Annotated in this window: 10 protein-coding genes; 5 read left to right on the top strand and 5 right to left on the bottom strand. The window is 43.0% G+C overall.

The genetic code is table 11. The annotated features are described in order from the left end of the window. Positions 1-370 precede the first annotated feature (370 nt). The 3 genes from ACEYW6_RS21550 to nadB all read left to right on the top strand — a co-directional run bounded on the left by ACEYW6_RS21550 (position 371) and on the right by nadB (position 3,933). Entirely contained in the window at positions 371-1,150 is a 780-nt protein-coding gene (locus tag ACEYW6_RS21550; RefSeq protein ID WP_412981350.1) for a DUF3120 domain-containing protein, read from the top strand. A 510-nt stretch (positions 1,151-1,660) separates the two neighbouring features. Continuing rightward, on the top strand, positions 1,661-2,089 hold the full coding sequence (psbU, locus tag ACEYW6_RS21545; RefSeq protein WP_109011385.1) for a photosystem II complex extrinsic protein PsbU: 429 nt from the start codon (positions 1,661-1,663) through the stop codon (positions 2,087-2,089). Between the two features lie 167 nt (positions 2,090-2,256). After that, positions 2,257-3,933, top strand: a complete 1,677-nt coding sequence (nadB, locus tag ACEYW6_RS21540) for an L-aspartate oxidase (RefSeq protein WP_412981349.1) — start codon at positions 2,257-2,259, stop codon at positions 3,931-3,933. Between the two features lie 1,261 nt (positions 3,934-5,194). Here the strand turns inward: nadB and ACEYW6_RS21535 are convergent. From ACEYW6_RS21535 to btpA, 3 genes are all read right to left on the bottom strand, one after another. Then, positions 5,195-7,399, bottom strand: coding sequence for a CHASE2 domain-containing protein (locus tag ACEYW6_RS21535; RefSeq protein WP_412981348.1), 2,205 nt, complete (start codon positions 7,397-7,399; stop codon positions 5,195-5,197). A 683-nt stretch (positions 7,400-8,082) separates the two neighbouring features. After that, positions 8,083-9,066 carry a vitamin K epoxide reductase family protein gene (locus tag ACEYW6_RS21530; protein WP_412981347.1) on the bottom strand — a complete coding sequence of 328 codons (984 nt, stop codon included), beginning with the start codon at positions 9,064-9,066 and terminating at the stop codon, positions 8,083-8,085. A gap of 90 nt (positions 9,067-9,156) precedes the next feature. Next, a complete protein-coding gene (btpA, locus tag ACEYW6_RS21525) occupies positions 9,157-10,005 on the bottom strand; it encodes a photosystem I biogenesis protein BtpA (protein WP_190898780.1) in 849 nt (282 codons plus the stop codon). A 673-nt stretch (positions 10,006-10,678) separates the two neighbouring features. Here btpA and rimO point away from each other — a divergent pair. Continuing rightward, entirely contained in the window at positions 10,679-11,998 is a 1,320-nt protein-coding gene (gene rimO, locus ACEYW6_RS21520; RefSeq protein ID WP_190898782.1) for a 30S ribosomal protein S12 methylthiotransferase RimO, read from the top strand. Positions 11,999-12,261: 263 nt separating this feature from the next. After that, positions 12,262-13,791, top strand: coding sequence for a DEAD/DEAH box helicase (locus ACEYW6_RS21515; protein WP_412981346.1), 1,530 nt, complete (start codon positions 12,262-12,264; stop codon positions 13,789-13,791). A gap of 273 nt (positions 13,792-14,064) precedes the next feature. On the opposite strand, the gene ACEYW6_RS21510 is transcribed toward ACEYW6_RS21515, so the two are convergent. Continuing rightward, the gene (locus tag ACEYW6_RS21510; RefSeq protein ID WP_412981345.1) at positions 14,065-15,012 is read right to left on the bottom strand and encodes an aldo/keto reductase; all 948 of its coding nucleotides are present in this window, start codon (positions 15,010-15,012) and stop codon (positions 14,065-14,067) included. A gap of 267 nt (positions 15,013-15,279) precedes the next feature. Continuing rightward, positions 15,280-15,504, bottom strand: a complete 225-nt coding sequence (locus ACEYW6_RS21505; protein ID WP_292736759.1) for a hypothetical protein — start codon at positions 15,502-15,504, stop codon at positions 15,280-15,282. Positions 15,505-15,552 lie beyond the last annotated feature (48 nt).

The following is a 15,552-nucleotide window of genomic DNA, read 5'->3' as shown; positions in this document are numbered from 1 at the left end:
CAATCTTGTAGAAAATTCAACTTTACTGATTAATAACATCATCAAAGACGCTGGCCATGTTCTTATACCCACCTCAATAAGTCAACGAAATTTTGGTAATTCATCAAACTTTAATATTTAACGGACTGATGCTATTGACTTTTTAACCTTTAAATTGCACCCCTCACCTCTTTGTAGTCTTTCATTTACAAGGAACTACAGAGGAGTTCTATACGTAGTGGAAATTTAGGGAATTAGTCTGGCGGAGAATGTTTTGTTTAGTTTGCGCCAGTACTCCCTGAAATTTCAGTATAATTACAATGCCCTAGGGGGGGATTTTAAAATGTGATATCTTAAATAAGATAAAGTTTAGTAACAAATATTAAAAACTTTGATTAATAATACACTGTCCTCCTACACTGCTTCTACCCCTTCTATTGATACCGAGTTGGATTTAGCTGATACTGGGCAGAATGGTATCAGGCAATTGGAATCTACACTTTCCTCTTCTCCCTCTCTTCCCTTATCTATTTCTGCCCGACAAACTTGGTTAGTGTTTGCGGCGGCGGTGTTTTTAGTAACAGTACCAGTATTTGTAGAAGCACCAATAGTGCGATCGCTACCAAGTCTCAGTTTAGCGCTGGCAGCGTTTTGGGTGTGGCTAAGTTTTACCTTAATGTCACGTCCTGCAACTTATGTATGGGGGGATTTGCTCTTAGGATTTAGCTGGAGTTGGTTAGCAGGAGCGATTTACTGGGGCTGGTTACGTTGGGAACCTGTATGGCATCTGCCAGTGGAGTCTATAGGATTACCGTTTGCTTGCTGGTGTTTGGCGAAGAATTGGGGCAAGGTAGGTAACTGGTTTTATTTAGGTTCTTTACTAGGTACAGTCTTAACCGACGTATATTTTTATTTAGCAGACTTGATGCCCTATTGGCGGCAAATTATGAGAGTAGATGCAGATGGCGCACCACAAATCTTGCAAAATGCTCTCATGCAAGTACAAGCGCCTTGGGGACAAAGTTGGGCCATAGTTCTCGCCTTAGTCTTGTTGACAGTCGGGATTTTACCTTTAGGTCTAAAGCAAAGACACTGGTATGCCTTTAGTGGCGCGGTTTTAAGCACAATTTTGGTAGACAGCCTATTTTTGTTAGCTGCGATCGCAGCTTGAAGAAGGCAGGAGACCGGAGGTTGTAATGATCGTGTAGGCTTCTCTTACCGAAACTTTTTCCAGCCCAGTCTACGGCACATCAAGAATGATGCTGTAGATAATTAATTTGTTAAGAAATATTACATAATAGCCTATCACCATCAAGTCTTTTTGCTAGGGTTTTCGGTATTAGACATCGCACGGTTTTGTGTATGCTTGGGAAGTAGAATCAGCTACCCTGAAAAGATTTCGTCTAGCTGGGAATGCTACCGGGATCATTGATAAAAGTCTATTGCAGTTATGCAAGCACTCTTACCATGATGAAAATTTTTGGCAAAAGTACAGTCAAACCTAGTAACGGTAAATATTGTGGATATTAATACGCTGTATATTAGTTTCTGATGACTGCTGTGTTGATTAAGCTATCAGGTTTTGTCCTTTGTCTTTGGCACTCTGACTAATGACTAATGACTGCTGACGGCTGTTAGCTTAAAACTTTTATTTCTGTTTGATGGAAAGAGGTAGAAAATCGTGAAAGGATTGGCGCGTTTATTAACAGTGTTTAGTTTGTTACTTAGTTGCTGGGGATGGCTGGGAACAACTCAGATAGCCCAAGCTGCTAGTTTCAACAGTTTTGCTTTTCCTCAAGTCCCGATTCTGGCAATTGAGCGGCAAAATCGGGCAGATGCAAAGCTAGGAACGGAATTTGGTAAAAAAATTGATTTGAATAATACCAACGTCCGAGCTTTTCAACAGTATCCAGGGCTTTATCCCACCCTGGCGAAGAAAATCATCACGAATGCTCCCTACCAAAAAGTAGAGGATGTATTGGATCTTCCAGGATTGAGCGATCGCCAGAAACAAACCCTGCAAGCCAACTTGGATAAGTTCACGGTGACAGAACTAGAGCCTGCCTTCAATGAGGGAGACGATCGCTTTAACAACGGCATCTACAGATAACTGCACGTTGCAATTAACGTAGCAAATAGCAGCCCACTCCTGATTTTAGGGAGTGGGACATGATATGAGTTATGAGTTAGGAGTTATGAGTGAGGAGTTATGACTTTATTAACTCCTCACTTCTAACTCCTCACTTCTAACTCCTCACTTCTAACTCCCTCATTACCTTGCCTCAGATAGATATTCCTAGCCAATTTGATGTCTTAGTAGTCGGCGCTGGTGCTGCTGGACTATACACAGCATTGTGTCTACCAGAGTCCTTGCGAGTCGGCTTGATTACTAAAGAAACCGTTGCTTTGTCCGCCAGTGATTGGGCGCAAGGTGGCATTGCCGCAGCGGTTGCCCCGGAAGATTCTCCCTCGCTACACATTGAAGATACGATCCGGGCAGGTGCAGGTTTGTGCGATCGCACTGCTGTAGAATTTCTCGCCCAACATGCTCCGAATTGCATTCAATCCCTAGTTAACTTGGGGGTAGCTTTTGACCGTCATGGTCAAACCTTGGCTTTAACTTTAGAAGCTGCCCATTCTCGCAACCGCGTTCTCCACGCAGCTGACACCACAGGGAGGGAAGTGACCACTACCCTCACTACCCAAGTATTACGCCGCCAGAATATTCAAGTCATTCAGCAAGCTTTAGCTTTGAGTTTGTGGATCGAACCCGAAACTGGGCGCTGTCAGGGAATAAGCCTGTTTTATCAAGGTGCAATTACATGGGTAAGGGCTGGTGCTGTGGTATTGGCAACTGGCGGTGGCGGTCAGGTATTTGCCCAAACTACTAACCCAGCTGTGAGTACGGGTGATGGAGTAGCGATCGCAGCTCGTGCTGGGGCTATCCTCCGCGATTTGGAATTTGTGCAATTTCACCCCACTGCCCTCACTAAACTTGGTGCCGATCGCTTTCTCATTAGCGAAGCTGTACGCGGCGAGGGGGCACACCTTGTCGATAACGAAGGGCGGCGTTTTGCCTTTGATTACCACCCTGCGGGTGAACTCGCACCCAGAGATGTGGTCAGTAGAGCAATTTTCAGCCATTTACAACGTACCGCCCTTGATTTGGCCACTGCCCATGTGTGGTTGGATATGCGCCCCATCCCCGCCGACAAGATTCGTCACCGCTTTCCCAATATCATCAAAGTTTGTCAGCATTGGGGCATTGATGTCTTCCATGAACCAATTCCTGTGGCCCCTGCTGCCCATTACTGGATGGGTGGGATTGTTGCGGATCTAATGAATCGCACAAATATCCCCGGTTTGTACGCGGTGGGTGAAACCGCTAGTACTGGGGTGCACGGAGCGAATCGCCTTGCCAGTAATTCTCTGTTGGAATGTATTGTGTTTGGGGCCCAGATGGCTAATATTGAGTTGGAAAATATTGGGCTGCCGTCAGAAACACCAGTGCTGCCATTACGGAAATTTAGTCCTGATGCTAGTGAGTGGCAAATCCAGCAAGCACAGCTAGAAGTACTTAGGGAAAAGTTACCACGTCTAGTGTGGGAAAGTGCTGGTATTTGTCGGGAACAATCAAGGTTGGAAACTGCGATCGCTACTATCGAATCTTGGCAGCAAGATTTCGCTATCTTGCCTTTAAGTCAATTCTTGCTTGCTTTACGTCCCACAGAACCAGCTAGTTTTGACCTACCAGATGTTGAACGGCAATTGGCACTTTGGGCAGAAACCCGCAATTTATTAGATGTGGCTGATTTAATTCTTAAAAGTGCTGCTTTTAGAACCGAAAGCCGAGGCGGACACTACCGTTTAGATTATCCTCAACCAGACCCAAATTGGCAAGTCCACACACTTATACAAACACATCATTGGTGGAAATCTCCGCTATTGTCTTGATTGAAGTTTCCAGAACAGGCTTTTAGTAAAAGTTTTTAATCCCTTCTCCTGTGGTCGCTGCTGCACATAGCAAGCTTTAAGAGTAGGGGTATGACGCTCTATGACTTGCTAAAACTGGATCATCGCCCTAATCTCCCAAGGGATAACGTTATCGACGGAAACCTGAACCACTCTGGTCTTCTCCCAAGGGGAGACGCGAAGGAATGTGGTGTCCAAAACATGAGATGCTTCATCCCGCTGCTGTACCACAATCTAAAATCCAAAATTGCTATCAGCGGGTGCCGCTACCATGCTGACTGTCGGGACCACCATAATTCGGTGGGATATACATGTCTTTTAAATTTTGAGAATTGTCTTTGCGGGCAATTAAGGTATTGCTAGTAGGGTGAAAAGTATTAGCACTTGCACTATTGAATATACCTGTGCTAGCGGCAACTTTCGGTAATAGTATGTAAGCACCTATACAGAATATTATAAGCTTTGTGATTCGGAAGTTAGTCTTCATGGCTTTCAGTAAATTTACTATTTTTTCATTTAAAAACGCTTTTTTATTTCCTGCCGTATATTTACCGACTTTATTGAAAAAATAACTTTATTCAATTAATTTAATTATTGCTGGTAGTGTACAAGTAATTATGGGAAAAGCTTGTAGATTAAGCTTTATCTGTTGGCATTAAATAGTCTATATACTTAAGTGGTATTCTTAATAAGCCGTTTTTACATCAGCCTAAAGTTAGATATGTTGATTAATTGCTTTAAGCATTTTGTCCAAGTTACTATTTATTAATAATATTTTAATATTTTTAAGTATAAACACTATGTTTACTGGCTAATAGTTCAGGAAGATATTAAATAATCCTTGTTTAATTGTATATTTAAAAACTAATTATTGTAAAGATATATAAAGATAAAACAACGTAATTGCCGTATAATAAGGATTTTAAATAATATAGAATTATGAAATACCGCAATAAACCGACTAAGTATAAGTATAATTTATGATAGTAAAAATATTTACAATAATAATTAATTTACTAATTACCTCTGATGACTCATACCTTTCTTAGCTGTGTTCTTAGGTTTAGTCTTCAGGTAAAAAAGCCTTACTAAGTCTCTATCTTGCCTAAAAAACCAGTTCGCAGCACATGCACCATACTTTTTCAAGATAGTGCCTTGGACGTATCTCCAGTCCACATCCCTAGTTTTAAGGTAAAAATTGTGACTAAAGTAAAAAAAATCTGGAGACTTGACTCTTGACTAATTAAGCAAACTCGTAGCGATTTTTACCTAGGCGCTTGGCACGGTACATTGCTACATCTGCTTGTTTCATCAAAGTTTCACTGTCTAGACTGTTGTATGGGTAGACACTAATGCCAATACTGGCAGAGACTCGGATTGCATACCCGTCCAAAACAATTGGCTTGGTAATACTACTTAAGATTTTTTCAGCGACTTTAGCAGCTATTTGGACATTAGGAATTGCCCGTAAAATCACAGTAAATTCATCGCCACCCAAGCGAGAAACTGTATCACTAGCGCGTAAAGAATTGCTGAGTCGTCCGGCAATAGTCATTAGCAAGCGATCGCCGGTCTCGTGCCCCAGAGTATCATTGACTTGCTTAAAGCCATCTAAATCAATAAACAGCAGCCCCAGCAACAAGTTGTTGTGTTGCGCCCAATTTAACGACTCGTAAAGTTGTTCGGCAAAAAATTTGCGATTGGATAGACCAGTCAGGGGGTCGTGATATGCTAAGTAACGCAAGTGGTCTTCTTTGAGTTTTAATTCATTGTTAGAGCGGAATAGTTCAGCAGCAGTACGTTTAAGCTGTTCTTCCATGAGCTTGCGCTGAGTAATATCTCGGATGACTCCAACTAAAAAGAAATTGCCAGCTGAGTCTTTATGGAGCGATCGCTTAGTGGCAATCTGATGAGTCTGACCATCTGCATTTGTAAATTCTTCTTCATGTTCCTGGGGTTGCTGAGTTCGGAACACAAGATCGTCCTGTTGTCGAAACACATCGGCTTCATGTTTAGGGAAAAAGTCATAGTCTGACTTTTCAATTAACAACTTATTCGGATAACCGATAAATCGACAATACGCCTCATTTAAAACAATCCACTGGTGTTGTTCATTTTTCACAAAAATTGGATCAGGAATCGTGTTGATTACGTGATGCAAAAATTCTTTGGAACGTTTCCACTCTTCCTGCATGTGGGCAATATGACTGGTCATCCAAATAGCTGAACTACCAAAGCTAAACAGTGAGGGAATGAGCGGTATCCACCAACCATACAAGAAAGCAAGGTATGAACTCAGGGTCAATACAAAGCAAGAAACTAAAATGCTGAGGAGGCTTCTAGTTGCGTGTCGTATCCGCCATGTCGTCACAGCTCCCAGATAAGACCAGATAAAAATCCACAAGTCTTCCACTAAGTCAGGCCAGACCTTGAGTAAAGGTCGTCCTTGCAGAGCGGCAGAGATTAACTCACTGATAAAATAAGCTTGCAGTTGAATACCAGGTACAGGCTTTGCCGTACCCATTAGACTGCTGGAGTATGGGATGAATACAAAATCCTGGAGACTGGGTGCAGTGGAGCCAATAAGTATAATCCGATCTTTGATTAAGTTATCTTTGACTTTATCTGCCAGTACATCTCTCATCGATACTTGGCGAAAACTACACAATTCTCCAGATAAACTTTTACATTTGGGTTTGGGAAAATTGGTCAAAATTTGGTAACCTCTGGAATCTGCTCCCACATAAGCACCATCATTAGCCTCAAAACGAGTAAATGCTGCCTTACCCAATTGCAAATACTCAGGGTTGTTTTTTGCTTGGGTGGGAGTAATTCCGTCTGCCTTTAAATACAATAAAGCCAACTTCAGGGCAAAACTTTCGTGGAACTGACTTTTAATGTGCCAGTACAACAAACTGCGACGCACTTTACCATCAAGATCATACAGCACGTTGTTAAAGCCCACTTGATCCTGATTCAGTTCCGGTGGAGGTGAAACACTAATGTTTTTATTTTTGTCATTTGCCAGGAGTTCAATACCAATCAAGTTGGGTATCGACTTATAAGCATTACGTAGTTCTTGATTACCAGGCTCGACTGGCAAATTTCGGTAGATATCTAAGCCAATAGCACGGGGTTTGTAGACGTTTAATTTTTGCAACAACTGGGCAATCTTCGTATCTGGAATCGGCCACGAACCTACTTCATCTAAATAGGCCTCATCAATCACTACGAGAGTAATACGCTCTTCTGGAGGTTCATTTGGACGTAAGCGAAAAAACTGATCCAAAGCTGCCAACTCCAAAGATTGCAATAATCCAATGGAGTGCAAAAGCAGGACACAGACTGCAACACTGACGGCAGTAATCAATTCTCTGTGTCCTCGACTAAGCGATTGTTTCAGTCCAAAGATTAACTTCACAAAACGCTTGCCTAGCTGCTGATTCATTCCCATTACCTAGTGGGGAGAAATATTCTCTATTTCCTATAGCTATTAACTATCGGACTAACATAACTCAAGCGGGAGCTAAATAGAGTTTCTAAGAGTTTTTTCAAATCAGCAAGGTTATTTAACACATCGTGGTATTTGTGATGTATCACCATATTTTGAGGCCAATTATCTGACCAAACAGCAACTGGGACTTTTGTGGCTATCAGCACAAGTTAAGTATAAATATTGTTGAAAGTGAGTTCAGCAAATTTAACGCCCAAAGCCTTGTCTGGTAAAGCTTACTTTATTAAACTCGCACATTTTTTATCAATTAAGTATTTTATTGAGAATAACGGTAACTTCCAATAGACACACCTTTGGGTTTGGCTCTGACATGATTACATCCTAAGGTAGCTCCCAAGTGCCGTTAAAAGAAATTAAACTATACATTATATTAGGGTAAATATATTTGAAGAATTTCCTTGCGCTTGAAATGTTTGCGGATAAAAAAAGCCGCAGGAAAATTGGTAATTGTGTATTGGACAATACCTATTATCTATTACCAAAAACAAAAAAGCCAACTGGAAACAGACTTTGCTGTATTCATCCAGTTGACTATGGGGTATGAACTACACCATACCGCTAGGTCGGTGTAGCGTTCCCAATAATTGTGAACTGCCGCTGAGGCTGACTCAAGACAATTACTTAAAATACTTGAAGTTACGAGGGCCTGTATAACCAGAAACTTTCGCTAGTTCCTCTAAGTTTTGGACTCCGCTATAGCTTTTACCATTGATGATCCAAGTGGGGAAACCTTCGATTTTTGCGGCTTTACACAATTCTGGTTGAGCTTTGAGGCCATCAGGAGCGCACTCTACCTTAATATCATTGTTGATTATTGGCTCGGCCTCTTTACCAAAAAGCAGCTTTTGTTCATGGCAGTGAGGACACCAGTAAGCACTGTATTCCTTTGCCCCTACCTTCGCCAGATGGCGTGCTAAAGCTATTTCCGCCTCACCAGAAGTAGTGGTAACTTTCCAACCGAAAGCTGGGTTAGGGTTTTCCTTGGGAGTAAAGGTAATTTTTACGGGTTGTCCTGGAGTTCCAGGTGTGACATCTGATTGATTCACGCCAGCATAGACGCCTAAAGTGCCAATCAGCGTTACCATCCCCACAATTAGGGCGGTAAATAAGATTTGTCCAATATCCTCCCAAGTCCGACCGATAATCGTCAGTACCAAAAGACTGAGGGAGAACAAAGCTGAACCAATACAGTAAGGACAAATAGCTTTGATTTGAGATGCCAGCACATACATTAAGTAGCCGCTAAAGACAGACATAGCGATCGCACCCACCAGCAACAGCCACCACGTCCAATTTTCCAATTGCTTGCGACTATTGTTGTCTCCTGAGTTAAATACCAAGGGAGCCAAAGCAAATATCGCCATACTGGTGTAGGCCAAAAACCCAAACAAAGCTAATGGCTGACCAAAAACCGTTGCCCAAGGGCTGGAAAGTACATCATTACAGCCCTTGACACCAGCCTGTGCCACACAAGCTGCACTGCCTCCTGTTAACTTTTCTATGGCGAGATAACCTGTTATCAGGGCACCACATCCAGCGATCGCGGCAATCAATGGACGTGACCATTTATGAATCCAAGGAGTAGAACGGCGGCGAATCATAAACTGTTATTAGTTAATGGGCATTGGGCATTGGGCACTGGGTATTAGGCATGGGGCATTAGTAATTTTTCCCCATACCTCATGCCCCATTTAAGAATGTAATTTCACTTGTTCTGCTGATTTGCTTTCACCTTTGGAGTTCCAATTGCGACGCGCGACTTCCACAAATTGACTGACACGAATTGGATCAATTGGTTGCTCTATACGTCCGTGACGTTTCAGGGAACTGGAAACTATGACACCATCTGCTGCCTGCATCAATGTATCAATATTTTCCCAATTGGCCCCACTACCTATGAACACTGGCGTGCCATCTGCTGCACTACAAGCTAGTTCCAAATCTTCTAAGTTAGGAGGGCTACCAGTAGCCCAACCAGACAAAATCACTCCGTCTGCTAAACCCCTTTCAATGGTGTCTTTCACAGCAACTGTGAGATTTGGAGAACTCAAAGGACGGGCGTGCTTCACCAACACATCGGCTAGGATTTTAACATCGCAGCCTAACTCCCGTCGATAGCGGAGTAGTTGATGGGCTTCTCCTTCAATTAATCCCTGGTCGGTTGCCATCACCCCTGTGAGAACGTTGACGCGGATGAATTGTGCTTGCACACAGCTAGCGATCGCCATTGCACTTTTAGCGTCGTTTCGCAAAACATTTAACCCCACAGGCAAAGTCACCAAATTTTGTATCCGCTGCACCACAATGGTCATGGCACTCACAACCACTGGATCGACTTGGTTTTTGGTAAACGGCGCGTCGAAAAAATTCTCCACAATCAGACCGTCAACCCCCCCACTGGCAAGGGCTACGGCTTCTTGTTCGGCGCGGTCAATCACCGCTTTTAGGCTACCTCCCCAACGAGGTGAGGTCGGCAGTGGTAGCAGGTGAACCACGCCAATAATCGGTGAGCGAGTTTTAAATAATTGATATAAGTCCACGTCTTTAATCCGCCTCGCGGAGTCCAGAGTCTAGAATTTTTTGACTATTGACTGTATGACCCTTGACTCTTGAGTTTTCATTAACTAGTCAAATGTGTTTTATGATAGTCGGTTTATTGCCTCCTTCCTCAGATGGAAATTGGCCTCAAACCTCCCATAAGATATGTTAAGATAAAACTTGGCTACAAGAGGAGTTTGCCACTCACTAGACGCAAGGCAGCTTTCCGTGGTTTAGGCGTCTTGTCCGCGCCCAGTCGTAGGACTTGCCAATCGCCAGGGTAGCATTACTGCTTTATAGGCGTAGTCGCTTTCGTCGATTTCCCTGAGGGTAGCGACTTCTCACAACAAGCCCTTTGGGCGGCTTCCCGATGGGTAGATTAACAACGCACACGCTGCGGTAATGTAAAATACCAATAGGCGAATTGTTAAAAAAGATTACAAGTGTCAAATGTACCCAAAGACACTTCAATTTACCCTGGGGAACAGATTGATAGGAATATCATAACATGACCTCTATTTTTATTTATTAATAGGGTTATGAGTCCACGGACAGTTACTGACAGTGGGAATTTGCCACTGCACTGTTTTCATGAGGATGCTGATAGCAAAAACGCGAAGTTAGCGCCAGAATGTTTGACTACAAGAAGAAAAAAAATGAAGATTTTTTCAAAATATGGGTGACAAGCCAACAATTGCCATTTCTCACCTGGGCTGCGAGAAAAACCGAATTGATACAGAACACATGCTGGGAATGCTCGTAGAAGCAGGCTACGGTGTAGATACAAATGAAGAGTTAGCAGATTACGTTATTGTTAATACCTGTAGTTTTATTGAAGCAGCCCGGCAAGAATCTGTCAGAACTTTGGTAGAACTGGCAGAGGCAAATAAAAAGATCGTAATCACTGGCTGTATGGCGCAACACTTCCAAGAACAACTTTTGGAGGAGTTGCCCGAAGCAGTAGCCGTTGTGGGTACTGGCGATTATCACAAAATTGTAAATGTAATTGAGCGTGTTGAACTTGGCGAGCGGGTCAAACAGGTTAGTATCGAACCAACCTACATTGCCGACGAAACTACACCGCGCTACCGCACTACAACCGAGGGCGTAGCTTACCTACGGGTTGCAGAAGGATGTGATTATCGTTGTGCATTTTGTATCATTCCTCATCTTCGAGGAAACCAGCGATCGCGTACTATTGAATCTATAGTCGCCGAAGCAGAGCAGTTAGTTAGTCAAGGGGTAAAGGAAATTATTCTAATTTCCCAAATCACCACTAATTACGGTTTGGATATTTACGGTAAGCCAAAATTAGCGGAATTACTTCGCGCTTTGGGGAAAGTAGATATACCGTGGATCAGAATGCATTACGCTTATCCCACGGGACTAACCCCAGATGTGATAGCGGCCATCCAAGAAACACCAAACGTTTTGCCTTATCTGGATTTGCCCTTGCAACATTCTCATCCAGATATTCTCCGCGCCATGAACCGTCCTTGGCAAGGGCGGGTAAATGATGGGATTATAGATCGCATCAAGACGGCGCTACCAACAGCCGTACTGCGGACAACATTTATTGTTGGTTTCCCAGGAGAAACAAGCGAGCATTTTGAGCATCTACTAGAGTTCGTTCAGCGGCATGAATTCGATCATGTTGGCGTCTTCACCTTTTCCCCTGAGGAAGGAACCCCAGCTTATAAGCTACCAAATCAGTTGCCCCAAGAGGTGATGGATGATCGCCGATACCAACTGATGGAACTCCAGCAACCGATTTCTCAAAAGAAAAATCAACAGGAAGTAGGCAAAATAGTCGATGTCCTGATTGAGCAAGAAAATCCTGAAAGTGGTGAATTAATAGGTCGTTCAGGTAGATTTTCCCCAGAGGTTGATGGTCTGGTGTATGTCAAAGGCCAGGCAAAGTTAGGAACCATCGTGCCAATAGCGATTCACCACGCTGATACATACGACCTCTATGGTCAAGTAGTCAATAACTAAGTTGTCATTTGTCTTTTGTCCTTTGTCCTTTGTTAAATGACCCTTACAGATTCATCCTTATACTAAGGTCAATGCTGCGTTAATAGCAGTTTTCATGAGGGTTTACCTGAAACGCTGGCGGACTTGTTGGCATAGCCTCTCCAAGAGTTGAGGCTTCGCTACCGCCCTTAGCTCACTAATGGCTAATGACTAATGACTAATGACTAATAACCTAATGACTAATGACTAATCCAAAATCCTTACATAAAATTTAGGACGAATTAATGACTCTTTCATTTCAAGAATTAGGCATTTCCCAAGAACGTGTCGAACAACTAGAAAAAATCGGTTTTACCGAACCCACTAACATTCAAGTGCAAGCAATTCCCCAATTGCTGTCTGGTCGTGATGTAGTAGGTCAATCTCAAACAGGAACAGGCAAAACGGCAGCATTTTCACTGCCAATTTTAGAGCGGCTGGATATTAATCAAAGAGCTGTTCAAGCCATAGTTTTAACACCAACTCGTGAATTAGCAATGCAAGTTCACGATGCGATCGCGCAGTTCATCGGTAATGAAGGATTGCGGGTGTTAGCAATCTATGGTGGTCAATCAATTGACCGCCAAATGTTACAACTCAAACGTGGCGTTCACATGGTTGTGGGCACTCCAGGACGGGTGATCGATTTGCTCGATCGCGGCTGTTTAAAGCTCGATCAAGTGAAGTGGTTTGTGTTGGATGAAGCTGATGAAATGTTGAGCATGGGCTTTATCGACGATGTAATAAAAATCCTTTCACAAGCGCCCGTAGATCGCCAAACAGCTTTATTCTCAGCAACAATGCCACCATCAATTCGGATGTTGGTGAACAAGTTTTTGCGATCGCCTGCAACTGTCACCGTTGAGCAGCCAAAAGCCGCTCCCAACAAAATCAATCAGGTAGCTTACTTGATCCCCCGCCACTGGACAAAAGCCAAAGCTTTACAGCCAATTCTGGAAATGGAAGATCCAGAAACAGCTTTAATCTTTGTCCGCACCAGACGCACAGCCGCCGAACTCACCAGTCAGTTACAAGGCGCTGGTCACAGTGTTGATGAATACCACGGTGACTTGTCTCAACAAGCACGGGAACGGTTATTGATCAGATTCCGTAACCGTCAAGTCCGTTGGGTAGTAGCAACTGATATTGCAGCACGAGGGTTAGATGTCGATCAACTCTCCCACGTAATCAACTTCGACTTACCCGATAGCGTAGAAACCTACGTCCACCGTATTGGTCGTACTGGTCGTGCTGGTAAAGAAGGAACAGCAATTTCTTTAGTACAACCATTTGAGCGGCGCAAACAGCAAACATTTGAACGTCATAACCGTCAAAGCTGGCAATTGCTGACCATTCCTACACGCGCCCAGATTGAAGCAAGACACATTCTTAAATTGCAAGAACAAGTGCGTGAAGCTTTGACAGGTGAGCGTTTAGCTTCATTCTTGCCAATTGTTAGCGAACTAATTGAAGAATACGATGCTCAAGCGATCGCCGCAGCTGCATTGCAAATCGCTTACGATCAAACTCGTCCCGCTTGGTTGAGTTCAGATGTAGAAATTCCCCAAGAGGAATCTTCTGCTCCCAAACCAAGATTGGGCAAGCGTCGTGAATCTTCTAGCGATCGCCCCCGTTCTGCATGGAAATCAGATAGTAACAATGGTGAAGAAAGACATTCTTCTCCCAAGCCAAAACTGCGGACAAGTGGGCACGAGTCTTCTGCATCCCCTAGTAAAAAGATAGGTTCACCTACAGCTAGAGAATCAGCTTCTTAGTCAACAATTAGAAGTTAATTAATTTTGGATTTTAGATTTTTAGATTTTTCTTCAATCCAAAATCCAAATATAAAATTGGAGAGTTGAGAGTTAAGAGTCAATATTTTGGCTTTGGCTCTTGACTTTTTGGCTTTTTTGGTAACTTTTTCTACCAGTTTGCAGGAAGATCAATTTAAAGATGCAATGAGAAACTGACACTATCAGACTTACTATCGGGTTGGGAGCTAGTAGTGTCAGAAATTTAGCCTCCTGTATTTGAGTAGTTCAGAAATACTACAGCCAAGGACGACTAACTAGTTCTAATTCTGCAATTTCATCGTCATTCAATTTCCAGCCCAAAGCACCAGCATTCTGCCGTACTTGTTCGGCTGTCTTCACCCCAGCAATGGGAATAAGGTTACCCTGAGCAATTAACCAGTTAAGAGCAACTTGGGCAGGGGTGCGATCATATTTTTCCCCGAAGTTGCGTAGCAAAGATATGACTGGGGCAATTTTTTGCAGACCTTCTTTCTTAAATTGCGGGTCTATTTTTCTCGCACCAGTGGGGATTTCAGCATTATTAATACTGTACTTACCTGTGAGTAATCCCTGTGCTAAAGGACTATATGCCAAGATAGTCACACCCAACTCACGCGCAGTTGCCAAAATACCTTTGCTTTCAATTTGGCGACTGAGTAAAGAATAACGCACTTGGTTTACAGCCAAAGGCACTCCCCGATCCGCTAATATTTGATGTGCATCCCGCATTTGCTCTGCGGAGTAATTACTTACACCGACTGCGGTAATTCTGCCCCGCTTCACTTCATCCGCTAAGGCATTCATCAAAGTTTCTTGACTTAAAAAGAAGGCAAAAGGCCAATGCACTTGGTAAAGTGCAATTCGCTCAAGTTGTAGCCGTTTGAGGCTGGCTGTTAAAGCATCAGAGACAGATTGGGCTGTAAATCGCCACGGTACGGGGCCAAATTTTGTGGCGATTTGTACAGGTTGTTGCGTCTGTTGCAGAAATTGCCCTAAAAATTCCTCGCTCTTTCCCATTCCGTAGATTTCGGCAGTATCAAAGAAGGTAATACCAGCTTCTAAGGCTGCGGTAAATGCTTCTTGCAACTGTTCTGGGCCGTAGCGATCGCCATAATTCCAAAATAGTTTATCACCCCAAGCCCAAGTGCCTATGCACAAGGGTGTAACAGATGGGCCATTTTGCCCCAATGTGATATTTTCCACGGTTGCAAAATTTAGTTTATTTACATTTCTTTACTTTTATAGTGTATCGTTACAGACAAGATTGGGTGCGATCGTCACCACTTGGCTGCAAATCTTGTTGTGTCGCAGCTACGCCCGTCGTAGACATCGCACCTTGCATAAAAATTTAAAACCTGAATCAAACGCGCAGAAACAAGATCCCCGACTTCTTCGAGAAGTCGGGGATCTGCGGGTTGCAATTCTCACAAATCAAATAGGATTGCTATAGTTGAGTGTATTTACTTGTATTTATGAATTAGATGATTTATCCTGCTTGGCTTTTTTGATTAATTCCATGTAGACATTAATCTCACTAATTTCTACATCATGCTCAACTCTGGTTACTTTCCATCTTTCCTTTTTTAAGTAAACTTCCTCTCCTACTCTGGGAGTAAATTGGAGATCGTAGAACTTTTTTAGAAAATCTTTTTGATTTTCTTCCCATAATATTACTTTGACTGGTTCTTTACTCATTGCTTATGCCTTTTTGGTTATTAGATGAAGGTAAGTAGTTTGATGACA

Origin of the sequence: Nostoc sp. UIC 10607, from assembly GCF_047228265.1 — a bacterium.
Lineage (GTDB): Bacteria > Cyanobacteriota > Cyanobacteriia > Cyanobacteriales > Nostocaceae > Nostoc > Nostoc foliaceum_A.
The sequence above is the reverse complement of the archived record's forward strand: the minus strand, read 5'-3'. Positions and strand labels throughout refer to the sequence as shown.

Bases quoted from the DNA above. Each gene is read 5' to 3' on its own strand.
- ACEYW6_RS21535 (WP_412981348.1), bottom strand. From the start codon at position 7,399: ATGAATCAGCAGCTAGGCAAGCGTTTTGTGAAGTTAATCTTTGGACTG.
- ACEYW6_RS21530 (WP_412981347.1), bottom strand. From the start codon at position 9,066: ATGATTCGCCGCCGTTCTACTCCTTGGATTCATAAATGGTCACGTCCA.
- rimO (WP_190898782.1), top strand. From the start codon at position 10,679: ATGGGTGACAAGCCAACAATTGCCATTTCTCACCTGGGCTGCGAGAAA.
- ACEYW6_RS21515 (WP_412981346.1), top strand. From the start codon at position 12,262: ATGACTCTTTCATTTCAAGAATTAGGCATTTCCCAAGAACGTGTCGAA.
- ACEYW6_RS21505 (WP_292736759.1), bottom strand. From the start codon at position 15,504: ATGAGTAAAGAACCAGTCAAAGTAATATTATGGGAAGAAAATCAAAAA.